Below are 22819 nucleotides of genomic sequence, written 5' to 3' on the forward strand. Positions count from 1 at the left end.
CAAGGTGATGCGCATCGGCCTCGCAGAGTTCCAAGCCATCAAGTACGGAGCCACGCTCGATGTGTGAATCCGATAGGCATAGTGACGGGGAGAAGGGGCTGGCCGCAACGTCGGCGCTGTGCTTGCTGCGCCGGCGATTGGCGAAACCCGCGACGACAGCGCCCCTCTCCCCGTCCCTATACGGGGAGAGGATGCCGGCAGGCAGGTGAGGGGCAGCGCGAACGTTGGATAATTCAGGTCGAAGACGGCTTCAAACCTGAAGCGATTGGCCCGGCAGGAGCCGCACCAGCCTATCCTGTTCGCGGCAAAATCGCCGCCCTGCCGGTCTCGATAAACGGCGCCCAATAATCGACCGACTCGCGGATCATGGCGACGACCTGGTGGTCGACCGGCTCGCGTTCGCGGAACGACAGTTCGAGGCAGATCTCGTTGTCGACGCCGCCGCCGCGCCGAACCGTCTCCAGAAGTTTTTCCGGCGTGATGCGGCCGTCCTTGTTGTAGGCGGCGATGAACGGCCAATGGCCGCCCTTGTTCATCGACGACTGTTTGATGTGGATGATCGGCGATACCGTGGGAAAGGCTTCGGCCCAGGCATAGGGATCTATGTCGGCCGGGTTGCTCGAGGTGACGTCGCCATGGTCGATATCGACCATCATCTTCAACGGGATGGCCATGCCGGCCTCTTCGATCTCGTTGTGCAGGGACCGGCAGCACTCGATCGTATGGCCGAATTCGCGGCCGACCGACATCGGTTCCCAGAACAGATAGGTCAAACCGGCCGCCCTGGCGTGCTCGGCGACGTCGCGCCAGCATTCCAGCGCGATGTCGAAAAGCCGCGCGCGACGCTCGGGATCGTCAAAATCCCGGTGCGTGAAGATCGCGAACTGCGTGCCCATGCCGCTGGCGCCGAGCTCGGCCGAAATGTCGGCAAAGGTCTTGAACCAATCGACGTAGTAGCGGCGCACGTCGGCGTCGGGATGGCCGAAATGGTTGAGCCGCCCGTAAGGGCCGGTCATCCCGGACGTCACGCGCACGCCGGTGCGGTCCAGCGCCGTGCGGAACAGGCGGACGAATTTCGAGATCGTCGCCGCCGGCCAGCCGGGATTGACGAATTCATGCGTGAGCTGCACGTCCCGGATGCCGATGTCGTAGGCGATCGCGTCGATCAGATCGTCCGGTTCGGCAAAACGGTTGACCAGCGGATTGGTGTTGAGGGAAAGCGTAAAAGTCATCAGCCTGCCCTCACCAGTCGGCCAACGCACCAGTCCTCGAAGGCGGCTCTTTCCGCGGCGGACAGATGCAGGCCGTGCTTGGTGCGCCGTTCGAGAATATCGGCAGCGGTCAGCGCCCATTCATGCTCGAACAAATAACTGGCTTCGCGTTCGAAAAAATCCTTGCCGAAGCACCGGCCCAGTTCGGTGAGCGACCTGGACGCACCGACCAGAACGCGCGTCCTGGTGCCGTAGAGCCGGCCATACTGCTTGACCAGCGATGCCGGCATCCAGGGATATTCGCGGCCGAGGTCGCCGAGAAACTGCTCGAAATCGGCGTTGGCGATATCACCACCCGGCAGGTAGCCTTTCGACGTCCACGGCTTGCCCATTTTCGGAAAGAAAGGCGCGATCCGGTCCAGCGCATGCTCGGCCAGCTTGCGGAAGGTGGTGATCTTGCCGCCGAAGACGGAGAGCAGCGGCGCCTGCCCGGATGATGCGTCGAGTTCGAAAATATAGTCGCGCGTCACCGCGCTCGGATTGTCGGCGTTGTCGTCATAGAGCGGCCTGACACCCGAGAACGAGTAGATGACATCGTCTCGGGCAAGTTCGCGCTTGAAGTAGCGGTTGACCACCTTGATCAGGTAGTCGACCTCGCTGGCATCCGCCGCCACGTCTTCCGGCCGCCCCTCATAGGGAATATCGGTGGTGCCGATCAGGGCCAGATCGTTCTGGTAGGGATTGATGAAGATCACGCGCTTGTCGCTGTTCTGGACCAGATAGGCCTGCCGCCCTTCCCAGAATTTCGGCACGACGATGTGGCTGCCCTTGACCAGCCGGACATTCCGCTTGGAGTTCTGACCAGCCACGCGGTTGATGATGTCGTTGACCCAGGGACCGGCGGCGTTGATCAGCGCACGCGCCCGAACCGTGGCCCTGACGCCGGTTCGGCTGTCGCGCATCTCGACCGACCACAGGCCGTTTTCACGGCGGGCGGCGGTGCAGGCGGTCCGGGTGAAGATCCTGGCTCCCCGTTCCGCAGCGTCGAGCGCATTGATGACGACGAGACGGGCGTCGTCGACCCAGCAATCGGAATATTCGAAACCGCGCTTGAACGCATCCTTGATCGGCGCGCCTTCGGGCGCGGTGCGCAGGTTGAGCGTGCGGGTGCCCGGCAGCCGCTTGCGGCCGCCAAGATGATCGTAGAGGAACAGGCCGAGCCGGACCAGCCAGGCCGGCCGGTCGTCCGGGCTGTGCGGCAGCACGAAGCGCATCGGCCAGATGATATGCGGCGCCGATTCAAGCAGCACTTCGCGTTCGATCAGCGCCTCGCGCACCAGCCGGAATTCGTAGTATTCGAGATAGCGCAGGCCGCCATGGACGAGCTTTCCCGATCGCGAACTGGTGCCTTCGGCGAGATCGTCTTTTTCGCACAGGATGACGGAAAGCCCGCGGCCGACTGCGTCGCGCGCGATGCCGGCGCCATTGACGCCACCGCCGATGACGAACAGATCGACGATTTCAGTGGCGCCGCTCATCTCGCCGGATCCTCTATGCCTGGATTGCGTTTCATGGCTGCCGCGACCTTCAGCACGGGTTGACCGGTGGGAGCCCGACGATGAAGCGGCGCACCTCTTCGGCCGCTTGCTCGGCCGCATAGGTCACCGTGCGCACCGAAGCGCCGGCGATATGCGGCGTCAGCGTGACATTTGGAAGCTGCAGCAGCGGCCAGTCGGCAGGCACCGGCTCGACCGCAAACGTCTCCAGCATGGCGCTGCCGATATGGCCAGAGACCAGCGCATCGTAGAGCGCGTCGTAGTCGACCAGCGGCCCGCGCGCGGTGTTGACGAAAATCACCCCCGGCTTCATCCGGGCGATGGTGTCCATGTTGATCAGGCCGCGGGTCTCTTCGGTCACCCGGGGATGAAGCGTCACCACATCGGAGCGGGACAGGAGATCGTCGAGCGCGACCAGTTCGACGCCGTCATTGCGGTCTTCGGCGCTCAGTTGCACATAGGGATCGGTGACCAGGATGCGGCAGCCGAAGGCGCGCAGCAGGCGGACAACCTTGGTGCCGATATTACCGTAGCCGATGACGCCGACGGTCATTTCGTTGAGCTCGCGGCCGGTACGGTCGGCCCGGTAGAGATCGCCGCGCCATTCCCCTTTGCGCAATGCTTCGTGCCCGACCCGGATCAGCCGCGTCTCGGCAAGGATCGCACCGATGGTGAATTCGGCCACAGCACTTGCATTGCGGCCGGGCACATTGACGACGGTGATGCCGTGGGCCCTGGCGGCAACCATGTCGATGTTGATCGGGCCGCCGCGCGAGACCGCAACCAGCTTCAGCGCAGGCAGGCGCTGCATCATGGTCTCGGACAGCGGCGCAAGCTGGGTGACGAAGATCTCGGCGTCGCCAATGAAATCGACCACCTCGTCCGGATCGCCAAAATACTCCTTCACCTTGTCGAGGCCGAGCGCTGCATTGCCGAATTCCATCGGCTCGTCGGGCCAGGCCGCCTCAAGGGTGCGGATGTCGAGATTGGCGCCGCAGGCCTTCTCGATTTTCTCGCGAAAGACCTCGGGAAGCATGAAGCGGTCGCCAATGATTGCAATCTTCTTACGCATGCTCGACTTCTCAGTTTGCCCTGGACGCGGCCATCGACCGCCAGACCGGCCGCAGCGCCTCATGCGCCAATGTGTAGGACGGAACCGCCCGCTCATAGATCGCGGCAAGTTTTCGGTCGCTCGGTTCCGCCGCGCCCAGCAGCGGCGTGACCCATTCGCCGACGCATTCGTCCATCGAACTGTATTGGCCGACGCAGACCGCAGCGATCATCGCGGCGCCCGCGGCACCGGCTTCCTCGCGTTGGCTGGTGCGAATGTCGGCGCCGACGACAGCGCCGAGGATCTTGCGCAGAGCCGGGCTTCTGGCGGCGCCGCCGGTCAGCCGGATTTCGCTCGGCAGCGGCCCCATGGCGGCGTAGCAATCGCGCGACGCGAATGCCAGCCCCTCAAAAACAGCACGAACCATATCGGCATAACCGTGCCGCGACGAAATGCCGACGAAACCGGCCCTGGCATTGGCATCGACGAACGGCCCGCGCTCGCCGGCCTCCGACACATAGGGCTGATAGAGCAGCGAGGCCGGCTCCGATGACGATATCCATTCGTCGACCAGCGCGATCATCTCGCCATTGCTGCGGGTGATGCCTTGCGAGGCGAGTATGCCGGAGGCGAGGCTAAGGATCCAATCGATGTTGAGCGTCGCTGCCATGTTCGACTGCATCTGCGCAAAGACGCCGGGCGCCGGCATCGTCATCGTGTAGCCGGTCCTGGCCTCGTTGAGCAGCACCTCGTCCGGCGTCTGAGCAAGCCGCATATGCATGCCGGTGGAGCCGATGATCGAGCAGCCAGGCTTGCGCTCGCGGTCGAGCAGGCCGGCGCCGAGCGCGGTGCAGGCCACGTCGACATAGGCCAGCACCACCGGCGTACCGGAAAGCAGCCCGGTCGCTTCGGCAGCCGCCGCCGACAGGCCGGCGCTATGCCTGGTGCCGTCGACGATCGGCGGCAGCAAATGCCTAAGGTCGGCGACGCCGAGCACCTCAAGCACCTCATCGCAATAGCCGCGGGTGCGGAAGTCGCCAAAGGTGAAGGTGCCCTCGGAAGGATCGGTGGCGCGTTCGCCGGTCAGGTTGAAATAGAGCCAGTCCTTGCAATGGAACGCTGTCGCGGCGCCGGCAAGCCTGTCAGGCGCGTTGCGCTTCATGAAGGCAAGCTGCGGCCCCTGCTGGCAGGCGGCGAGCCCGCTGCCGGTCTTTTCGAAACGAAGCCGGTCATCGGGGCGCGCGCGGATCTCCTCGACGATGGCGGCAGCGCGCGCGTCGAGCCACAGCCAGCCCTTGGCGACCGGGTCACCGTCCTTGTCGATCAGCCAGGTGCCGTCGCCCTGCCCGGTCACGGCGATCGCAATGATGCGGCTGGCGAGGTCCGGCACCTTGTCGGCAAGCTGGCGCAATGTGGTCGCGGTATCGGTCCAGGTGCGTGCCAGATCCTGCTCGGCGCCGCCGCCCGGCAAGGTCTCGTACCGGTTCGGCACCGCCGCGGCCGCGAGCTGCCGGCCCGCCGTGTCGAAGGCGACGGATTTGATGACAGACGTGCCGGCGTCGATGCCGATCAGCACATCCCGCATCAGGCAAGCTCCATGCCGTGCGAAATGGCCATGCCGCTGGACTGATCGAAGACGTGCAGATTTTTCGGATCGATGCTGATGTTGATCGGCGCGCCAAGCTCCAGCCGGGTCCGGTCATGTTCGACCAGGACCAGCGAGCCGCCGGCGAAATCCGCCGCGATATGGGTCTGGTCGCCGAGCCATTGGTTGGCCGAAACCGTCGCCGGCACGCCGTCCTTCGAGCGGCGAACCGCATAGGGCCTGACACCGATGACGACCCGCTGCCGTTTGAGCAATTCGTCGCGAACCGAGCCGCTGAACGCGTCCTTGTCATAGTCGAGTGAAAGCCCGTCGGGCAGCCGCAGATTGATCTTGTCGGCGGCCGTGCCGACATAGGCCTCGAAGACATTCATCGGCGGCTCGCCGACGAACGTGCCGGTGAACAGGTTGGCCGGCCGCTGCTTGAGCATATCGGGCGTATCGAACTGCTGCAGCACGCCGCCTTCCATTACCGCGATCCGGTCGGCCAACGCGTTGGCCTCGGTCTGGTCGTGGGTGACCAGGATCGCGGTCAAGCCGCGCTCCTTGATGAAGTGCTTGATGCGACCGCGCAGGACCGCGCGAAGCTGCGGCTCGAGCTGGCCCATCGGTTCGTCCAGCAGATGCAGGTCGGCCTCGCGGATCAGTGCCCGGCCGAGGCTGGCGCGCTGCTGCTGGCCGCCGGAGATGGAACTCGGATAGCGCTCAAGAATGTCCTCGATCTCGAGCAGCTTGGCGATGCTGGCAACTTTCGCGTCGACCTGACTTTTCGGCAGCCTGGCCGCCTTCAGCGCAAACGCCATGTTCTCGCGCACAGTCAGCGGCGGATACAGCGAATAGCCCTCGAACGCCATCGCCACATTGCGCTTGACCGGCGGCAGCGTGTGCACCTTGCGGCCGGCAACCGAAATGCTGCCGCGCGAGACCTCTTCGAAGCCGGCGATCATGCGCAATGTCGAAGTCTTGCCGCAGCCGGACGAGCCGAGCAGTGCGACGATCTCGCCCTTGTCGATTTCCATCGTCAGATTCTGGACGGCGTGCACACCTCGGTCGATCGGGCCGTAGAATTTGTCGACCCCGGAAATGGTGAGTGCGCTCTGGCTCATGCCGCTTCTCCGCTGCGCAAATTGACGACGTTTTTCGAGCCGATACGGTCGCCGCTGGCACGATCGAACAGCAGGGCGCTTTTGCCGTCGACGGCGATATAGGCCCTGCCCTCGGTTTGACCCGCTGTTCCGGCCGGCCGGGAGACCAGGATTTCGCGGCCGCGCACGGTGCGCACCAGCGTGACGATCTTTTCGTTGAGCGGCGTCTCCGCCTCGACGGTCACCGGAATGGCAGCAGATGTTCCTTCGTCGACGAAGCGCAGCGCTTCGGGCCGCAAGCCGATCACGCAATCGCGGCCGACCGTGGCGTCATAGGCGCCGGTCAGATGGACCTGGACATTCGACAGGCCGACATAGATGCCCTTGGCATCGCGCGACGGCTTGACGTCGAGCAGGTTGATTGTCGGATCGCCGAACAGCCGCGCGATCTCGATGTTGGCCGGCTCGCGATAGATCTGTTCGGGCGTGCCGAGCTGCTTGATGACGCCTTGCGACATCACCGCGATGCGATCGCCGAGCGCCATGGCCTCCTTGTAGTCCTGGGTGACGTAGACGACGGTCGCACCGCGATCTGCCAGCAGCCTCGGCAGTTCGAGCCGCATCTCGAAGCGCAGTTTGGCATCGACGTTGCGCAGCGGATCGTCGAGCAGCAGCACCGGCGGCGAGCCGACCAGAGCGCGGGCGAGCGCGGTGCGCTGCTTCTGGCCGTTGGACAGCGCCCGTGGCTTGTGGCTGAGCACGTGGCCGATCTTCAGCAGCTTGGCGACGCTCTCGACACCCGCCTTCATCGCGCTTTGCGACGATCGCTTGGCCTGAAGCGGCGTGGCGATGTTGTCGAAGGCGGTCATGTGCGGAAACAGCGCGAAATTCTGGAATGCCATGCCGACGCCGCGGAACTCGGCGTCAAGATCGGTCATGTCCTCGCCGCCGATGAAGATTTTTCCCTCATCAGGGTCGATGACGCCGGCGACGAGCCGCAGCAGCACCGTCTTGCCGGCGCCGGACGGTCCGAACAGGACCAGGGTTTCGCCGTCGGCGACGCTCAACGACAGATTGTCGAGCACAGTCTGGCTCTTGTAGCGCTTGACGACATTTCGCAATTCGAGGCTGGCCATCGGGAGCTATCCTTTCACCGCACCGAGCGACAGGCCTTCGACGAGATAGCGCTGCGCGTAAAGGGCGAGCGCCAGCGTCGGGGTGATCGACAGCACGATCGCTGCCGAGATCTGGCCGTACTGGATGCCGGAGGAGGTGATGAAGGCGAGCGCGCCGACCGTCACCGGCTGCTTGTCGGCCGAAGCGAGCACGAGCGCGAAGATGAAATTGTTCCAGGCGAAGATGAAGGCGAGCAGGCCGGCAGCCGCGATGCCGGGGCCGGCGAGCGGCAGCGCGATCTTGCGGAAGGTGGCGAACCAGGAATGGCCGGCAATGCGATAGGCGTATTCGATATCCGCCGGGATGTCCTCGAAATAGCCGCGCACGATCCACAGGATCAGCGGCAGGCAGATCAGCTGATAGACCCAGATCAGCCCGATATAGGTGTTGGCCAGTCCAAGCTTCTGGAAATAGAGGGTGAGCGGCAGCAGCACCAGCAGCGCCGGCGCGAACCGGAACGACAGCAGCGTGAAGGCGATGTCCTCCGAGCCGCGGAATTTGTGCCGGGCAAAGGCGTAAGCGGCGGGGACGCCGAGCAGCAGCGCGACGGCGACCGAGGTGACCGACAGGAACACCGAATTCCACAGGTTGCGCATGAAGGCGATGTCGAGCGTGCCGGCTGCCGTGGTCAGCTTGCCGGTGATCAGCGCGGTGTAGTTGGCCAGCGTCGGCTTGAAGACAAGCTGCGGCGGAATCCGCAGGATGGTCTCGTTGGTCTGGAAGGACATCATGAGGATCCAGACGATCGGGAACATGAAGAAGATCACGACCAGCGTCAGCGCTATGCCACGCAGGATGCGTTCGAGAAGCGAGGTGTGTTCCATCCCGGCCTCCTATGCCAGGCCGCGGGCGCGTTCGCGCAGCCGCAGCCAGTTCTTGATGAAGATGTTGGAGAGGAAATAGGTGATCGCCCACAGGATGATCATCAGCGCCGCCGAGCGGCCGACATTGGTCGACTGGAAGAAATTGAGATAGGCCTCGACCTGGAAGACGGTCAGCGTGTCGCCCGGACCGCCCTGGGTCATGGCATAGATGATGTCGAACTGCTGGATGGAATCCAGCAGGCGAAACAGCGTCGCCGTCAGGATGTAGGGCGTCAGCATCGGCAAGGTGATGCGGAAGAACACAAAACTCCGCGGCACGCCGTCAAGTGCCGCCGCCTCGAAGGGCTGCGTCGGCAGGCTGCGCAGGCCGGCAAGCAGCAGGATCATGATGAAGGGCGTGTAGACCCAGATATCGACAAGCACCACCGTGAAAAGCGCGGTCGACGGCGACGAAGCCCAGCGGAAATCCTGCAATCCGATCAGGCTGGCGAGGTAGCTCAGCACGCCAAAGCCGGGATTGGTCATCAGCTTCCACATCAGCGCGGCAAGCGCCGGCGCCGTCATCAGCGGCATCAACAGCATGATCGAGATGAAGTTGTTCAGCGTCGAGCGCTTCTGCAGCAGCATGGCGATGCCGAGACCGAGAAGCAGTTCAAGCAGCACGGTGATACCGGCATAGAGCAGCGATATCTCCAGCGTGTTCCAGAACCTCGGGTCGGTGAAAAACGAGATGTAATTGTCGCCCCAGTTGAACTGCCGCGCCCAGGGCTGGCTCAGCCGGTAGCGCTGGAACGAGTAGACGACCGATGTGAAGAACGGGATCAGGATGCCGATGCAGACGAGCAAGGCCGGCAGGCTGAGCACATAGGGCAGCACTTTCTTGCTGATCCTGAAGCCGGAAGGCCTGTTTCTTTGCATTGTCGCCGTAGTCATCGTGGCTCACCCGTCATCTCTGTTGCTTCGCCCTGCCGGCCGCCTAGGGAGCTAGGCGGCCGGTTGGGCGAGTGGCGGCACCGCCATTGTTTGAACATCGGAATTCCCAAAACCGATTTGGGTCCGATGCTCCAGGCGCCGCTTCGCAGTGGAATGGCCGGCTGGCCCGCAGCAGCGGGCCGGCCGGCCGCCAGGACTCAGCCGAGCCCGGCTTCCTTGAGCTGGCCGTCGACGCTGCTGGCCAGCATGTCGAGGCCTTCGTCGATCGGCACTTCCTTGGCCACCATCTTCTGCAGCGTCGCCGCCCATTCGGTGGTCAGATCGAAGAACAGCGGCTGCGGGGTGAACTTGATGCTGGCGCCCGGCGCCGAGACGTCGAACATCTCGACATAGCCCGGATAGCTCTTGTTCAGCTTCTCGCGGAACATCTGGTCGTTCCAGACCGACTGACGCACCGGATTGACGAAGTCCATCTCGGTCGCACCGAACAGTGCATGCTCTGGCCCTGATGCCCATTGCATGAAGTACCAGGTGGCGTCCTTGTCCTTCGAGAAATTGGACATCGACAGCGACCAGATCCAGATGTTGGGCGTCGGAGCCTTGGCGGCGGGATTGGCCTTGAAAGCGGAGAAGGCGAGCTTGCCTGCCATCTTGTTGTCGCCGCCATTCATGAAATAGCCGAGGATGTCGGCGTCGAAGATCATCGCCGAGGCGCCGGCGCCAAGGTCGGTGCCGACCTGATACCAGGTGTAGGTCGACCAGTCCTTGGGGCCGCTCTCCTGGATCATCTGGACCCATTGCTTGTGGAAGGCCTTGGATTCGGCGGTGTTCATCGCGGCCGACAATTTGCCATCAGCCGAGACGTTCAGGTCCTTCTGGTCAAAGTTGGCATAAGCCGACAGGAAGCCGGGATGGATCGTCGCCCAGGAGCGCGAGCCGCGCACGCCGATTCCGTAGACGCCGCCGCCGACATCCTTGGTGAGCTTGGCCGCCGTAGCGACCATCTCGTCCATATTGCCGGGAACGCTGACCCCGACCTTGTCGAACATGCCCTTGTTGTAGGTGATGTTGTTCTGTTCGAAACCCCACGGAATGCACCACTGCTTGGCATCGTCGGAACCGAGCACGCCGCCGGGCTGGCCGTTCCAGGCGCAGGACTTCCTGACACCGGGCAGGAAGTCGTCCCACGCATAGTTCACATTGGTCTTGGTCGGATCCTTGATCCATTCGTTGAGGTCGGTGATCCAGCCGGCCGGGCCGTAGGTCCAGGTCATGTAGGCGCCGGTCATGAAGGCATCGTATTCAGGCGAACTGGCCGACAGCGCAGCGGTGACCTTGTCGAAATAGACGTCTTCCGGAAACACGTCGTAGACGACTTCCATGCCGGTCAACTTCTTGAAGTTTTCGAGGTTGGCGATCATCGCATCCGCGTAAGGATGCTTGTTGAGCAAGAGCTTGATGGTCTTGCCCTTGTGCGCCTGCCAGTCGAAGTCCGCCGCCAGCGCACGGGTCTGCCCCAGATTGAGCAGCGTTCCGGCCGTGCCGGCGGCAAGCCCCATCGCGCCAAGGCCCTTGATCAGCCCACGACGATCGACTTGTCCGCGCAGGAACGCGTCGATCAGGTCTTTTTCTTTCTCATGCATTTGTCTTCTCCTCCACAGGGTAGTTTCAATCGAATGGCTGCCGGCTACCCGACCGGCGTCTGCTCCACGAGTTTTCGCGCCGTCCGCTCATCGGTGACCAGGCCCTTGAGATAGCGACCCTCCAACACCGATTTGATGGCACGAACCTTCACCTTGCCGCCGGCAACGGCGACAATCCTGCGATTGCTGATGTCTTCGCGCGCCAGTGCCAGCGCGCGGTTGGAAAGCGTCGTCTCGACCGCCTTTCCAGCGTCATCGAAGAAATGGCCGAGCAGCTCGCCGACACCGCCGTTGCGGCGGATCTCCTCCATTTCGCCCTTCTCGATCATGCCGGTGGCGACCAGCGACGCCTCGCGCTCGGCGGTGCCGATGCCGGCGATGAGCAGGTCGGCGGCCTTGCCGAGATCGAAAACCTCGCTGATGCCCTTCTGCCCGAGCAGCACGGTTCGATCCTCGACCGTGTTGGCGAACATCGGCACCGGCATCACATAGGCTTCGGCGCCAGTCCGTTCGGCCAGGCGGTGAATGACGTCGTGCGGATTGGCCGAGAACTTGCGCGTCAGGCCGCCGAGCAATGAGACGAAGCGGGTCTTTTCGGCCGATATGCGCGGCAGATATTCGACGCAGGCGGCGAGCGTGCGGCCATGGCCGACGCCGATCAGCGTATCCTCGCCGCGTTCGATCTCACGTTTGAGGAACTGCGCGCCGGCGATGCCGAGCGCCTTGAGCGGCAAGTCTTCGCCATCGAAGTCGGGTACGACCTCGCAATAATCGAGGCCGTAGCGGCTGGACAAATCGTCTTCAAGCGCGACGCATTCCGACACTTCGCCGTCGATATAGACTTTGACCAGCCCTTCCTGATTGGCCTTGGTGATAAGGCGATGCGCCTTGAGGCTGGTCAGACCAAGCCGCTTGGCAACCTCTGACTGGGTCAGCCCGCCAGCATAATGGAGCCAGGCGGCGCGCGTCGCCATACTGGTTTCATCGTCGCGCAGGAGGCCGTTTCCAAAACCAACCATTTCCGCCCTAAGATATTTTTATCAGGTGATGCAAAATTTTTCACAAGGTGTCGCAGGAGTCAAGCGCCGCAGCGTTCAAATCACCTTGAGAGGGCAAAAAAGGCCTGCTGAAGCAGCCATCGTGCAGGGCGGTGCCAGTCTGAAATGCGCCGACCGTATCGAGCGGCCAACCAAGTCGCATCTGGTGCTGGTCACCGACCTCTACGAGGGCGGCAATGGCCAGGAGTTGCTGCGGCGGCTGGCGGCGCTGGTTCGATCCGGCGTCAATGTCGTCGTGCTTCTGGCACTGACCGACCAAGGCCGCTACGATCCGGCAATGGCAGGTTCGGTTGCCGCACTCGGCATTCCGGTCTTCGCCTGCACGCCGGATTTGTTTCCGGACATGATGGCGGCGGCATTGCGCCGGGAAGATATCGGCGCTTGGGCCGCGGGCGCCGACATCAAGCTGGTTCGCGCCGAGACCGAGGCTCCCAGGGCGGACGACTGAGCCCCATGTTCCAGAGGGTTGCCGAACTCCTGTCGCGGCTGGAAGGCGGCTGGACAGGTCAGCGATTGTGGCCGGCAGTTCCGCTATTTCATGTCCTTCAATCCCGCATGCGCCACGGCGATGCGAGCGGCAAGCGCGGCGTTGTTGCGGACCAGCGCGATGTTGGCCTTCAGGCTGCGGCCTTGCGAAAGCTCGTTGATGCGGGCGAGCAGGAACGGCGTCAGCTCCTTGCGTCCGATGCCGCGTTCTTCGGCTTCCGCCACCGCTGCCGTGATCGTGCCGTCGATGAAGGCCGGATCGAGCGCATCCACTTGCGGAATTGGGTTGGCGACGAGGATGCCTGTGCCCGAGCCGATCTGCTCGTGCAGCAGCATGGCCTGCGCAATGTCCTGCGGCGTATCGAGGCGGTGATCGGCTTTAAGTCCGCTGGAGCGCGTATAAAAAGCCGGAAAGTCGTCGCTCTGGTAGGCAATCACCGGCACGCGCTGGGTCTCCAGATATTCCAGCGTTTTTGCAATATCGAGGATCGATTTCACGCCGGCGCAGACGACGGTGGTGCCGGTCTGGCCGAGTTCGGTCAGGTCGGCCGAAATATCGAAAGTGGCCTCGGCGCCACGATGCACGCCGCCGACGCCGCCGGTCGCGAAAATACCGATGCCAGCCAATGCAGCGATCCGCATCGTCGCCGAAACCGTGGTCCCGGCCGAGCCGCCGCTCACCATGATGGCGGCGAGGTCGCGCCCGGACGCCTTGACCACGTCCTTTGCCGCTGCCAGCTGCTCCAGCTCGCGGTCATCGAGCCCGACCTTGATCTTGCCGGCAACCACCGCGATCGTGGCGGGCACGGCGCCATTCTCGCGGACCACGGTCTCGACGCTGCGGGCAGTCTCCAGATTGGCCGGATAGGGCATGCCGTGGGTGATGATCGTCGATTCCAGCGCCACCAGCGCGCGGCCTTCACGAAGTGCTGCAGCGACTTCGTCGTTCAGATGGAGAAGGGAAGGTTTCATCGTCGTTTCGCTTTCAGGGTTCGACTCGTGGTCAGGCGGGAATGCGGTACATGCCGGCGGTGAGGAAGCGCGGCGACAGATCGGGATGGACGCTGGATTCGCTCTCGGTGGTCAGCGTGGCGAGCAGCGCCCCGGTGCGCGCCGCGTCGAGCACGGGATCGCCCGAAAGCACCTTGTACAGGGTGCCGGCAATCATTGCGTCGCCGGCTCCGGTGATGTCGACGGCGCGGGCCGGGACGGAACGCATCGTTGCCACGCCGCCTTCGGTCGCGACCGCAAATCCGTGCGCGCCCATGGTCACGATCACCTCGCTGGCGCCGGCCGCGCGCAGCGCCGCCGCGGCCTCTTTCGGCTTCAGCCGCTTGTCGGCATCGGTGATGCCAAGCATCGTATTGGCCTCGTCATGGTTGGTGAATAAAAGGTCGATGCCGGACAGGTCCTTGGGCAGGCGTGCCGATTTCGGCGACGACACCGTGTCGACGGCGAGCTTGAAGCGCGCGCCCTGCTTGCGTGACATCAGCGCCGCGATCGTCGCGGCCGGCAGGTTGCAGTCGATGAACACCCAATTCGCCGAAGCCAGATGCGGCCAGAAACGGTCGAGACAGGATGGCGAAAACAGATCGAAGATCTCCATGTCGGCGATGCCGAGCACGAGATCGTTATTGAGGTCGAGGATCGCTGCATATTCCGCCGTCGGCCGCTCCGTGGTGGTGATCACCTGGCTGACGTCGGCGCCGAGGTCGCGCAGATGCCGCACCAGCGAGCGGCCGGTCTCGTCGTCGCCGACAATCGAAACGAAGCTTATGTCGACGCCGAGGCGGACAAGGTTCTCGGCGACGTTGCGGGCGACGCCGCCGAAGCTGCGGTAGCCGGCGACCGGGTTCGACGTCCCCAAGATCAGATCCTTCCTGGCGTGGTACTTGCGGTCGAGGACGGCGCCGCCGATGCAGATCATGCGCTTGGACGCCGGCAAGACATAGCCGCGGCCAAGAATGTAGCCCTTGTTGACGAGCTGCACGATGTGCGCCGCGACGGTCGAGCGGGCAATGCCGAGCGCGGTCGCTATATCCTGCTGGCCGGCGAACGGGTTCGCCGCAATGAGATCCAGCACTGCCTGTTCCTGTGCTCCAAGGTCGTCCATCGCCTCACCCCGGTCCGCGCAATTCATGCTGAACTTTGAACAACAACAGATGGTGTTGTCAACATTTGTTTGTCTGGCGAGCCTGTCGATGCCAGTCGCTGGTACTGGTCAACGCCCGGCGCCGCATCACATTACTTGTTGCCGATGGCAAGACGTTTGAAAGCAGGCGGATGAACGAACAGGAGTTGATGTCGGAGCTGGAGCGGTTGGTTTCCGAGGATCGGAACCCGAGGACGATGGATATCGACCTGCTGCCGACCATCGAGATCCTGCGCCTGATCAATGACGAGGACAGCGGCGTTCCGGCCGCCGTCGAGAAGGTCATTCCGGAAATTGCTGCCGCGGTAGACCGGATCGTTGGTGCGTTTCAAAAAGGCGCGCGGCTTGTCTATATGGGCGCCGGCACGAGCGGCCGGCTGGGGGTTCTCGACGCCTCGGAGTGTCCGCCAACATTTGGCGTGCCCGAGGGCATGGTGCTCGGCCTGATCGCCGGCGGCCCGAATGCGCTGGTGCGGGCTGTGGAAGGCGCCGAGGACGATCCGAAACAAGGCATCAAGGCACTGCAGGGCATCAAGTTGACCGCCGACGACGTGGTGGTGGGCATCGCGGTCAGCGGCCGCACACCCTACGTCATCAGCGGCTTGACCTATGCAAGGCAGGTCGGAGCAACGACGGTGGCGCTTTCCTGCAATCCCAGGTCAGTCATTGCCGGCATCGCCGACATTGCCATCTCTCCGCTTGTCGGCCCCGAGGTTCTCGCCGGCTCGACCCGGTTGAAGTCGGGAACCGCGCAAAAGCTGGTTCTCAACATGCTGACGACAGCCAGCATGATCCGGATCGGCAAGAGCTATCAGAACCTGATGGTCGACCTCAATCCCAGCAACAAGAAGCTCGTCGCCAGGGCGGTCGGGATCGTCATGCAGACCACGGGCTGCACAGCGCAGCAGGCACGACGGGCGCTCGACCAGACCGGCAAAGACGTCAAGCTGGCGATACTGGTGACAATCACCGGGATGGGCATCGAAGAGGCACGCAAGGCGCTCGACAATGCGGGCGGGTTTTTGCGAAAGGCGATCGGCGAAAAGACGCTGTGAAGCTGTCTGGATACCGGTATACCAGTATCCAGGATGGACCGACTTCGACAAAGGCAGGGCATGGGACCTTGCTCACCAAACGGATCCATCCGACACATCCGTTTCGACAGCGCGGGATTATCGAGATTCGCCCATCGGTCGGCGATCGCGTCAACGGAGCCTAACAAATGATGATTGCGAAAAGTGGCGAACCAATCTGGGCCGTCGGCCTGATGACCGGCACCGTGCTGGACGGCAATATCGATGTTGCGCTGATCAAGACCGATGGCGAGCGGATCGCGGATTTCGGCACCTATACGCTGGCGCCTTACCCCGGCTCGATCCGGACGCTGCTGGAGGAGACGCTGGATCAGGCCAGGGCGTGGAATTTTGCCGGACCGGAGCCGGCGATCTTTCGCGAAGCTGAACAAGCGCTGACGCGCGCCCAATCAGCGGCCGTCAAGGACCTGGTCGAAAGCTACGGGCTGACGATGGCCGATATCGGCGTCGTCGGCTTCCATGGCCAGACCGTGCTGCATCGCGCCCCGCAATCCGGCCGGCTCGGCCAGACCCGCCAGCTCGGCGATGGGGCGTTGATGCATGCAATCCTGGGGACCAAGGTCGCCTACGATTTCCGTTCGGCCGACATGCGCGCCGGCGGGCAAGGGGCGCCGCTGTCGGCCGCCTATCACGCCGCGCTGCTGCGCGACGCCGATATCAGCGGCGACACCGCGGTTCTCAATCTCGGCGGCGTCGCCAACATCACCTGGTGGGACGGCAAGGACAATGTCATCGCTTTCGACACCGGACCGGCCAATGCGCCGCTGAACGATTTCATCAAGGCGAAAGGGCTGGGCGAAATGGATCGCGACGGCGCGCTGGCGCGGACTGGCACCGTCGACGAAGACCGGCTGGCCAAGCTCCTGCAGCATCCCTACCTGGCCAAGCCCTATCCAAAGTCGCTTGACCGGTTCGATTTCGGCGCAGCCATGGCGGACGGGATGAACGCTGAGGATGGCGCCGCACTGCTGACGGCCTTCACCGCTGCGGCCGTCGGCAAGGCGCTCGACCTCCTGCCGCACCGGCCGAAGCGGCTGGTGGTCAGCGGCGGCGGCCGCCACAACCCGACGATCATGGCCATGCTCGCCAGCCGCGCTGGTGTCGAAGCGGTGCCGGCGGAGGCGCTCGGCTGGAAGGGTGACGCGGTCGAGGCGGAGTGCTTTGCCTTCCTGGCGGTTCGCGTGCTCAGGGGCCTGCCGATCAGTTTTCCGACCACCACCGGTGTGCCACAGCCGATGCGCGGCGGACGCCTTGCCGGCTGATCAAGCCAGCAGTTTCTTCTGCAGGAAGACGCGGCTGCGACCGGCGGGAAAATCGGGAAGCACGCCGAACAGCCGATACCCCTGACGCTCATAGGCCTTGGCCGCCCGGGGATTGAAGGTGTCGATCAAGGCGCCATGACAGCCGCGTGCGACGGCCTCCTGTTCGGCTGCGTCCAGCATCCTGCCGGCCATGCGCTGGCCGCGCAGCCGCTCATCAACCCACAGCCACTGCACATAGAGCCAGCCCCAGGCGGTGTATCCCGAGATACCGCCGACAACCGCACGGTGCTCGTCGCGCACGAACACCGCGAGCACCTTCCTGTTGGCCGGACCGATTTCGCTGTCGTTGAACGCGCTGAGCCGCTCCCCGAGAAAAGCGAGTTCTTTCGGCGAAGGGTCGGCGGTGGTTTCAAGCGTCATGTTCATCGCTTGTCCAGACAGGCACAGCCGGATACCGGTATACAGCGCTTCCGGACCCGTGGCACTTTCATTTGCATTTATCGAAGGAAAGGACGGGAGCGCAAGCTCTGCCGCCGCGTGGCTCCGCGACTACACGGGCCGCGGCGAATGCCACGCCGCCGCCGCAGCGGCAACCAGCATGAGCAGCGCGGCGACCATTGCCGATGCCGCAAAGCCGAAGCTGGAATAAAGCGGTCCGAAGGCCGTGGTGCCGACAAACACCGCGAGATAGGTCACTGCGCTGTTCAGGCCCATGATCGTGCCGCGCCGCGCCGGATCGAGCGCCGAGAGGCGCATCACCAGGACGTTCAGCCCGAAATGATTGGCAAGGCCCCAGAGCGCGACCATCGCGATGGTCAGATGGAAACTACTGCCTGCCGCGGCGAGCGCGACATAAACGGCCGCGACGAGGAGATAGGCGAACGGCATGACACGTCGCGCGCCAAGCCGATCGATCACGCCGTCAAGCAGCGCCGCCATGCCGAAGCCGGCGCCATAGGCGAGCGCCGCCAAGCCGTTGGCGCTGACCGGCCGTCCCAAGCCATTGTGAAGGTGATCGCCAAGATAGCCATAGACGCCGTAGAAGGCGGTCATGAAGGCGCCGCAGGCGACCAGGAGCGGCACTATGCCGGGAACGGCCAAGGCGCCGAGCGGCGTCGGCGCCGGGCCGCTTTTCCTGACGTCGCTCAACGACGTCAGCGTAAGGCCGATCAACGCGAGCGCCGCAAGCACCGCAACCGCTGCGAAAACGGCGCGCCAATGGACGAGGTCGGCAAGCACCGCCGACAATGAGACGCCGGCGACCATGCTCAGGGTCCATCCGGTCAGCACGACACCGATGGTTCCACTTTCGCGGCCAGGCGGCGCGATCGCAGCGGCGCTGGCGTAGATTGCCGGCATGGCAACGCCGGCGGCGATGCCGGCGAGAAGCTGGGCCGCAACCAGCGTCGTTACCGTCGGCGCGGCGGCGCTGGCGAGAAGCGCGACCGCCAGCAGCAGCAACGCCCCTTGCAGCATGCGGCGGGCGCCGAGCCGATCGATATGGCGGGCCAGGAACAGGGCGCTTGCCGACGTTCCAAGCCCGAACGCAGCGGACGCGATCATGACGGCCGGCACGCTCGTCGCAAACGATGCGGCCACCGCCGGCGCTATCGGACCGAGAACCAGTGAGTTCGAGCCGATCACCGCAATGCATCCGGTCAAGAGATAGGCGAGCGCCGGGATAGGCGGCCTTGCCGTCAATGGTGCGACTTGATCACTGTTCGACATATGCCGATAATCACCGTATTAAATTCTGTATCAATAAGGAATTTCACCATGGATGAAGAAACAGATGGCATTCCGCAGAACAGGCCTGCTGGCCGCGATGTCGACGCGACCGACCGAAAGATATTAGGCGTTCTGGTCGACGACGCCACGGTCAGCTATGCCGAACTCGGTGATCGTGTCGGCCTGTCGCCGCCGGCCGCGCATGAACGGGTGAAGCGGCTTCGGCGCAGCGGCGCCATTCGCAACACCGCGGCGATCATCGATCCCAAGGCGGTGCGCAAGCCGCTGCTTGCCTTCGTGCACATCACACCAAGGGCTGGGGAAAGACCCCCGAACTGATGGCGATCTCCGAGCACCCCGAAGTCGAGGAGATCCATTCGGTGGCCGGCGACACATGCATGCTGATCAAGGTCCGCACCGAGGACACACGGGCGCTCGAAGGCCTGCTGTCGCGGCTTTATGAAACGCCTGGCGTGACCTCGACGCGAAGCTATGTGGTTCTGTCGACCTATCTCGAGCGGCCGGTGCAGCCTGGGATCACGACCGAATGGCCGGCGCCCCGGCACATGGCCAAGCCGCTGTATTAGCGTCGTCCAGTCAACCAAGCTCCAGGGTGGTTATCGCAAAGACACCTGACTGCGTGAGCTGCGGCGCTTTTCCCCTGTACATTCGAGCCGTCTCGAAGCCCGGTTGAAGGCCAGCGGACGTCAGCCTGGCTGCAAATTGCCCGCTGGTCTCGGGAACGTCGAGATGGACATTTCCGGGTCCGGACGCGTTGGCGAGTGCCGCGAAAAGGCGGCTTGCCGCGTCCAGGCTGTTGGCAAAGAGCGGACCGATCTTGCAGCCGTCCCGGCATCGGCGCGCGACGCCATATCCCTCGATGGCGCCATCCCTGACGATCGCAAGCGCGACGTGCGGCGGGCGCAGCCAGTGTTCCAGGAAGGATTGCCGCGGAGCGGGAAAGAACCGGCTGTCGTAGTCCAGGACATCGGCTTCCGGGCCTATGACGCAAATATCGCTGTCGGCTTCTGCCGGAGCGTTCGGCGTGCCGACGAACCGGATCGTCCGGTAGACCGGCGCAAAACCCATGCTGCGGTAGTTGGCCTGCTGTTCGACGACACCATCGAGGCCGATCGTGCGGTCGCCGAGCCGCGCCATGCCGGCATCCCAGACCGCCTTGCCATGACCTTCTCCACGCCTGTCCGGCCGACAGATGTAGAGGCCGATGAAGCCGAAATCGTCGCCATAGGCGACGGCTGAAATACCGGCCACCATCTCGCCATCGACAAAGGCGCCGATGAAGCCCTCTGGATCCGCCGCATGGAACGCCACGGCATCGCCAACACCGGGATTCCAGCCCTCCGCTGCCGCCCAGTCGACAAGGATTTTTACGTCTTCAAGTGCGAGCGTTCTGATCGTTCGGCGCATTGCCTCACTCGGCGGTTACGGTACCGGGGGCGAAGGACTTCAATGCGCCAAGATAGGGCTTTGCCAGCGGGTTTGCATAGGCGCCACGCTTGGACGTCGACAGGCCAAGCGCGATCAGGGCCTCGGCCTGCTTGACCGCGGCGCCGACGCCGTCGATGACCGGAACGCCGAACTCCCGCCGCAGCGCGGCGGCGAGATCGGCCATGCCGGCGCAGCCGAGCACGATGGCCTCGGCGCGATCCTCGTCGAGCGCGCGCGCGATCTCGCCGCGCAGCTTCAGGATCGCATCAGAGGTTGGGTCTTCGAGCGCAAGAACCGGAATGTCGGCAGCGCGCACGCGTGCCCGTCCTGCCATGCCATAGCGCTGCACCAGCGCTTCGACCGGCACGCGCGAGCGCTCGGTCGTGGTGACGATGGTGAAGCGCTGGGCGATGAAAGAGGTCGTGCTGAGCGCTGCCTCGCAGATGCCGATGACCGGAATGTTGGCCATGGCGCGCGCCGCATCGAGGCCGGTGTCGTCGAAACAGGCGACGATCGCGGCCTGCGCGCCCGAGCGTTCGCCGGCGGCGATCTCAACCAGCAAGCCCGGCACGGCAAGCGCCTCGTCGTAGTAGCCTTCGATCGACACAGGTCCCATCGACGAGGTGACGGCGACGATCTCCGTTCCGGCGGCGGCGACGAGCCGCGCCGCCGCTGCAATGGTTTCGGTCATGCTGGCGGTGGTGTTCGGATTGACGACGAGGATCTGCACTGCGGTTCTCTCAAGCTCGCGGCCGACGGCCGCCGACATAGGCGATTGCGCCGAGCGTCGCCAAAATCACCAGGAAGGAAAATACCGTGGTCACGGTGCCCAGCGCATAGAGCACTGGCGTCGTCACATTCGTCGTCATGCCGTAGATTTCGAGCGGCAGCGTGTTGAACGTGCCCGAGGTCATCAGGGTGCGGGCGAACTCGTCATAGGACAGGGTGAAACCGAACAGACCGACACCGATCAGGCTGGGCGCGATCATCGGCAGCACGACATGCGCGAAGGTCTGCCAGGAGGTCGCGCCCAAGTCCCGCGCAGCTTCCTCATAGGCCGGCGAAAACCGGTTGAAGACCGCGAACATGATCAGCACGCCGAAAGGCAAGGTCCAGGTCAGATGGGCACCAAAAGCAGAGGTGTACCAGGCGGGACGAAAGCCGATCTGCTGGAAGACGACGCCGATGCCGAGCGAGATGATGATCGACGGCACGACCAGGCTGGCGACTGCCAGATAGAACAATGCGGTGGCGCCGCGAAATTTTTGCCGGAAGGCCAGACCGGCAAGAAGCGACACGACAACGGTGACGATCATCACCATCAGGCCGAGGATGAAGGAGCGTTTGAAGCTGCCGCCGAAATCACCGACCGCCTGGCGTTCGAACAGATTGGCGAACCAGTGCAGCGAAACGCCGTTCAGCGGAAAGGTCAGCCCGCCATTCTCGCCCTGGAAGGACAGGATCAGGATCGCCGAGAGCGGGCCGTAGAGAAACAGCACGAAAAGGGCGAAGAATGCCGCCAGCACGTAGAATTCAAGGGTGCGCTTGTCCCGGCTCATCGCCTCACAGCTCCTTGCGGATGTCGACGATGCGCAGGATGCCGGCGACCATCAGCAGCACCAGCACCAGCAGCACGACCGCGTTGGCGGCCGCTGCCGGATATTGCAGCAGCGACATCTGGTTCTTCATCATCAGCGCGACGGATGCGCTCTGTCCGCCGGACATCACCTGCACCGTCGAAAAGTCGGCCATCACCAGCGTGACGACGAAGATGGTGCCGATCGCCATGCCGGGCTTGGCAAGAGGGATGACGACGTTCCACAACACCTGCCAGCCGGACGCGCCGGCATCGCGCGCAGCCTCGATCAGCGACTTGTCGATGCGCATCAGCGTGTTGAAGATCGGTGTCACCATGAACAGCGTGTAGAGATGCACCATGGCCAGCACCACGGCGAATTCGGAATAGAGCAGCCATTCGATCGGCTTCGGGATCAGCCCGATCTCAACCAGCGTCGAGTTGACCAAGCCGTTGCGGCCAAGCACCGGAATCCACGAAATCATGCGGATGATGTTGGAGGTCAGGAACGGCACCGTGCAGACCAGGAACAGCACCATCTGCATGGCGGTGGTCCTGATATGGAAGGCGAGGAAATAGGCGACCCAGAAGCCGACGAACAGCGTCAGTGCCCAGACGATACCAGCGTATTTCAGCGTGTTCAGATAGGTTTTCCAGGTGACCCAGGAGCCGAGCGTGTCGGCGTAGTTGATGGTCAGGAAATCCGGATACATCGCCGCGAAATCGTAATCCCAGAAGGAGACCACGGCGATCATCAGGATCGGCAGCAAAAGGAACGCGCCGAGGATCAGCGCCAGCGGCGCCGCCTGGAGGTAGGGGACGAAGCGTTCGACCGAGACGCGGCGGCGTTTGGCCGGTTTGGCCTTGATCATTCCAGGACGTTCGAGCACTGCTGTCATCAACATCTCGGTAGGCTGCGAGGCGGCCGGAGC

20 protein-coding genes and 2 pseudogenes are annotated in these 22819 nt (G+C 63.7%); 4 read left to right on the top strand and 18 right to left on the bottom strand.

Annotation, left to right across the window (positions count from 1 at the left end; translation table 11 throughout):
• Positions 1-290: 290 nt before the first annotated feature.
• The 10 genes from AC0L17_RS21250 to AC0L17_RS21295 form a co-directional block, all read right to left on the bottom strand.
• Entirely contained in the window at positions 291-1232 is a 942-nt protein-coding gene (locus tag AC0L17_RS21250) for a sugar phosphate isomerase/epimerase family protein (RefSeq protein WP_473517267.1), read from the bottom strand.
• Positions 1232-2749 (bottom strand): glycerol-3-phosphate dehydrogenase, encoded by a 1518-nt coding sequence (locus tag AC0L17_RS21255; protein ID WP_473517268.1) that lies wholly within the window; start codon positions 2747-2749, stop codon positions 1232-1234. The genes AC0L17_RS21250 and AC0L17_RS21255 overlap by 1 nt, the downstream gene beginning before the upstream one ends.
• A 49-nt stretch (positions 2750-2798) precedes the next feature.
• Positions 2799-3839: a 2-hydroxyacid dehydrogenase gene (locus AC0L17_RS21260; RefSeq protein ID WP_473517269.1), complete on the bottom strand. Its 1041-nt coding sequence runs from the start codon at positions 3837-3839 to the stop codon at positions 2799-2801.
• 10 nt (positions 3840-3849) lie between these two features.
• On the bottom strand, positions 3850-5403 hold the full coding sequence (locus tag AC0L17_RS21265; RefSeq protein WP_473517270.1) for an FGGY family carbohydrate kinase: 1554 nt from the start codon (positions 5401-5403) through the stop codon (positions 3850-3852).
• On the bottom strand, positions 5403-6527 hold the full coding sequence (locus AC0L17_RS21270; RefSeq protein WP_287172282.1) for an ABC transporter ATP-binding protein: 1125 nt from the start codon (positions 6525-6527) through the stop codon (positions 5403-5405). Before AC0L17_RS21270 ends, AC0L17_RS21265 begins: the two co-directional genes overlap by 1 nt.
• The gene (locus tag AC0L17_RS21275; RefSeq protein WP_473517271.1) at positions 6524-7642 is read right to left on the bottom strand and encodes an ABC transporter ATP-binding protein; all 1119 of its coding nucleotides are present in this window, start codon (positions 7640-7642) and stop codon (positions 6524-6526) included. Before AC0L17_RS21275 ends, AC0L17_RS21270 begins: the two co-directional genes overlap by 4 nt.
• 6 nt (positions 7643-7648) lie before the next feature.
• Positions 7649-8506 (bottom strand): carbohydrate ABC transporter permease, encoded by an 858-nt coding sequence (locus AC0L17_RS21280; protein WP_023800184.1) that lies wholly within the window; start codon positions 8504-8506, stop codon positions 7649-7651.
• A gap of 9 nt (positions 8507-8515) precedes the next feature.
• Positions 8516-9439, bottom strand: coding sequence for a carbohydrate ABC transporter permease (locus AC0L17_RS21285; RefSeq protein WP_091599904.1), 924 nt, complete (start codon positions 9437-9439; stop codon positions 8516-8518).
• A 197-nt stretch (positions 9440-9636) separates the two neighbouring features.
• Positions 9637-11082: an ABC transporter substrate-binding protein gene (locus AC0L17_RS21290; protein WP_473517272.1), complete on the bottom strand. Its 1446-nt coding sequence runs from the start codon at positions 11080-11082 to the stop codon at positions 9637-9639.
• Positions 11083-11126: 44 nt separating this feature from the next.
• Positions 11127-12101 carry a sugar-binding transcriptional regulator gene (locus AC0L17_RS21295; protein ID WP_027152561.1) on the bottom strand — a complete coding sequence of 325 codons (975 nt, stop codon included), beginning with the start codon at positions 12099-12101 and terminating at the stop codon, positions 11127-11129.
• 145 nt (positions 12102-12246) lie between these two features.
• Between AC0L17_RS21295 and AC0L17_RS21300 the strand changes: the two are divergent.
• A pseudogene (locus AC0L17_RS21300) lies at positions 12247-12588 on the top strand (VWA domain-containing protein); the annotation flags it as partial.
• A gap of 83 nt (positions 12589-12671) precedes the next feature.
• On the opposite strand, the gene AC0L17_RS21305 reads toward AC0L17_RS21300, so the two are convergent.
• Positions 12672-13598 carry a pseudouridine-5'-phosphate glycosidase gene (locus AC0L17_RS21305; RefSeq protein ID WP_473517273.1) on the bottom strand — a complete coding sequence of 309 codons (927 nt, stop codon included), beginning with the start codon at positions 13596-13598 and terminating at the stop codon, positions 12672-12674.
• A gap of 31 nt (positions 13599-13629) precedes the next feature.
• Positions 13630-14739, bottom strand: coding sequence for a carbohydrate kinase (locus tag AC0L17_RS21310; protein ID WP_473517274.1), 1110 nt, complete (start codon positions 14737-14739; stop codon positions 13630-13632).
• A 170-nt stretch (positions 14740-14909) separates the two neighbouring features.
• Between AC0L17_RS21310 and murQ the strand changes: the two genes are divergently transcribed.
• Together murQ and AC0L17_RS21320 are read left to right on the top strand one after the other, a co-directional pair.
• Positions 14910-15833, top strand: a complete 924-nt coding sequence (gene murQ, locus AC0L17_RS21315; protein WP_473517276.1) for an N-acetylmuramic acid 6-phosphate etherase — start codon at positions 14910-14912, stop codon at positions 15831-15833.
• Between the two features lie 170 nt (positions 15834-16003).
• Entirely contained in the window at positions 16004-17134 is a 1131-nt protein-coding gene (locus AC0L17_RS21320) for an anhydro-N-acetylmuramic acid kinase (protein ID WP_473517344.1), read from the top strand.
• Here the strand turns inward: AC0L17_RS21320 and AC0L17_RS21325 are convergent, their stop codons facing one another.
• The gene (locus AC0L17_RS21325) at positions 17135-17560 is read right to left on the bottom strand and encodes a GNAT family N-acetyltransferase (protein WP_473517277.1); all 426 of its coding nucleotides are present in this window, start codon (positions 17558-17560) and stop codon (positions 17135-17137) included.
• A gap of 123 nt (positions 17561-17683) precedes the next feature.
• Complete coding sequence (locus AC0L17_RS21330; RefSeq protein WP_473517278.1) at positions 17684-18862, bottom strand: MFS transporter; 1179 nt, start codon at positions 18860-18862, stop codon at positions 17684-17686.
• Between the two features lie 48 nt (positions 18863-18910).
• Here AC0L17_RS21330 and AC0L17_RS21335 point away from each other — a divergent pair.
• Positions 18911-19449 (top strand): annotated as a pseudogene (locus AC0L17_RS21335) (Lrp/AsnC family transcriptional regulator).
• Between the two features lie 10 nt (positions 19450-19459).
• On the opposite strand, the gene AC0L17_RS21340 reads toward AC0L17_RS21335, so the two are convergent.
• The 4 genes from AC0L17_RS21340 to AC0L17_RS21355 are packed head-to-tail and all read right to left on the bottom strand — an operon-like array spanning position 19460 to position 22759.
• On the bottom strand, positions 19460-20290 hold the full coding sequence (locus AC0L17_RS21340; protein ID WP_473517279.1) for a GNAT family N-acetyltransferase: 831 nt from the start codon (positions 20288-20290) through the stop codon (positions 19460-19462).
• Between the two features lie 4 nt (positions 20291-20294).
• Entirely contained in the window at positions 20295-21080 is a 786-nt protein-coding gene (locus AC0L17_RS21345) for an aspartate/glutamate racemase family protein (protein ID WP_473517280.1), read from the bottom strand.
• Positions 21052-21870, bottom strand: coding sequence for an ABC transporter permease (locus tag AC0L17_RS21350; protein ID WP_128171910.1), 819 nt, complete (start codon positions 21868-21870; stop codon positions 21052-21054). Before AC0L17_RS21350 ends, AC0L17_RS21345 begins: the two co-directional genes overlap by 29 nt.
• Positions 21871-21874: 4 nt before the next feature.
• Positions 21875-22759, bottom strand: a complete 885-nt coding sequence (locus tag AC0L17_RS21355) for an ABC transporter permease (RefSeq protein ID WP_473517345.1) — start codon at positions 22757-22759, stop codon at positions 21875-21877.
• Positions 22760-22819 lie beyond the last annotated feature (60 nt).

This window comes from Mesorhizobium sp. WSM4829, assembly GCF_055811475.1.

What these genes read in the sequence shown, in the direction of transcription:
- AC0L17_RS21250 (WP_473517267.1), bottom strand. Translation starts at nt 1,232, where the DNA reads ATGACTTTTACGCTTTCCCTCAACACCAATCCGCTGGTCAACCGTTTT.
- AC0L17_RS21255 (WP_473517268.1), bottom strand. Translation starts at nt 2,749, where the DNA reads ATGAGCGGCGCCACTGAAATCGTCGATCTGTTCGTCATCGGCGGTGGC.
- AC0L17_RS21260 (WP_473517269.1), bottom strand. Translation starts at nt 3,839, where the DNA reads ATGCGTAAGAAGATTGCAATCATTGGCGACCGCTTCATGCTTCCCGAG.
- AC0L17_RS21265 (WP_473517270.1), bottom strand. Translation starts at nt 5,403, where the DNA reads ATGCGGGATGTGCTGATCGGCATCGACGCCGGCACGTCTGTCATCAAA.
- AC0L17_RS21270 (WP_287172282.1), bottom strand. Translation starts at nt 6,527, where the DNA reads ATGAGCCAGAGCGCACTCACCATTTCCGGGGTCGACAAATTCTACGGC.
- AC0L17_RS21275 (WP_473517271.1), bottom strand. Translation starts at nt 7,642, where the DNA reads ATGGCCAGCCTCGAATTGCGAAATGTCGTCAAGCGCTACAAGAGCCAG.
- AC0L17_RS21280 (WP_023800184.1), bottom strand. Translation starts at nt 8,506, where the DNA reads ATGGAACACACCTCGCTTCTCGAACGCATCCTGCGTGGCATAGCGCTG.
- AC0L17_RS21285 (WP_091599904.1), bottom strand. Translation starts at nt 9,439, where the DNA reads ATGACTACGGCGACAATGCAAAGAAACAGGCCTTCCGGCTTCAGGATC.
- AC0L17_RS21290 (WP_473517272.1), bottom strand. Translation starts at nt 11,082, where the DNA reads ATGCATGAGAAAGAAAAAGACCTGATCGACGCGTTCCTGCGCGGACAA.
- AC0L17_RS21295 (WP_027152561.1), bottom strand. Translation starts at nt 12,101, where the DNA reads ATGGTTGGTTTTGGAAACGGCCTCCTGCGCGACGATGAAACCAGTATG.
- AC0L17_RS21305 (WP_473517273.1), bottom strand. Translation starts at nt 13,598, where the DNA reads ATGAAACCTTCCCTTCTCCATCTGAACGACGAAGTCGCTGCAGCACTT.
- AC0L17_RS21310 (WP_473517274.1), bottom strand. Translation starts at nt 14,739, where the DNA reads ATGGACGACCTTGGAGCACAGGAACAGGCAGTGCTGGATCTCATTGCG.
- murQ (WP_473517276.1), top strand. Translation starts at nt 14,910, where the DNA reads ATGAACGAACAGGAGTTGATGTCGGAGCTGGAGCGGTTGGTTTCCGAG.
- AC0L17_RS21320 (WP_473517344.1), top strand. Translation starts at nt 16,004, where the DNA reads ATGATTGCGAAAAGTGGCGAACCAATCTGGGCCGTCGGCCTGATGACC.
- AC0L17_RS21325 (WP_473517277.1), bottom strand. Translation starts at nt 17,560, where the DNA reads ATGAACATGACGCTTGAAACCACCGCCGACCCTTCGCCGAAAGAACTC.
- AC0L17_RS21330 (WP_473517278.1), bottom strand. Translation starts at nt 18,862, where the DNA reads ATGTCGAACAGTGATCAAGTCGCACCATTGACGGCAAGGCCGCCTATC.
- AC0L17_RS21340 (WP_473517279.1), bottom strand. Translation starts at nt 20,290, where the DNA reads ATGCGCCGAACGATCAGAACGCTCGCACTTGAAGACGTAAAAATCCTT.
- AC0L17_RS21345 (WP_473517280.1), bottom strand. Translation starts at nt 21,080, where the DNA reads ATGTCGGCGGCCGTCGGCCGCGAGCTTGAGAGAACCGCAGTGCAGATC.
- AC0L17_RS21350 (WP_128171910.1), bottom strand. Translation starts at nt 21,870, where the DNA reads ATGAGCCGGGACAAGCGCACCCTTGAATTCTACGTGCTGGCGGCATTC.
- AC0L17_RS21355 (WP_473517345.1), bottom strand. Translation starts at nt 22,759, where the DNA reads ATGATCAAGGCCAAACCGGCCAAACGCCGCCGCGTCTCGGTCGAACGC.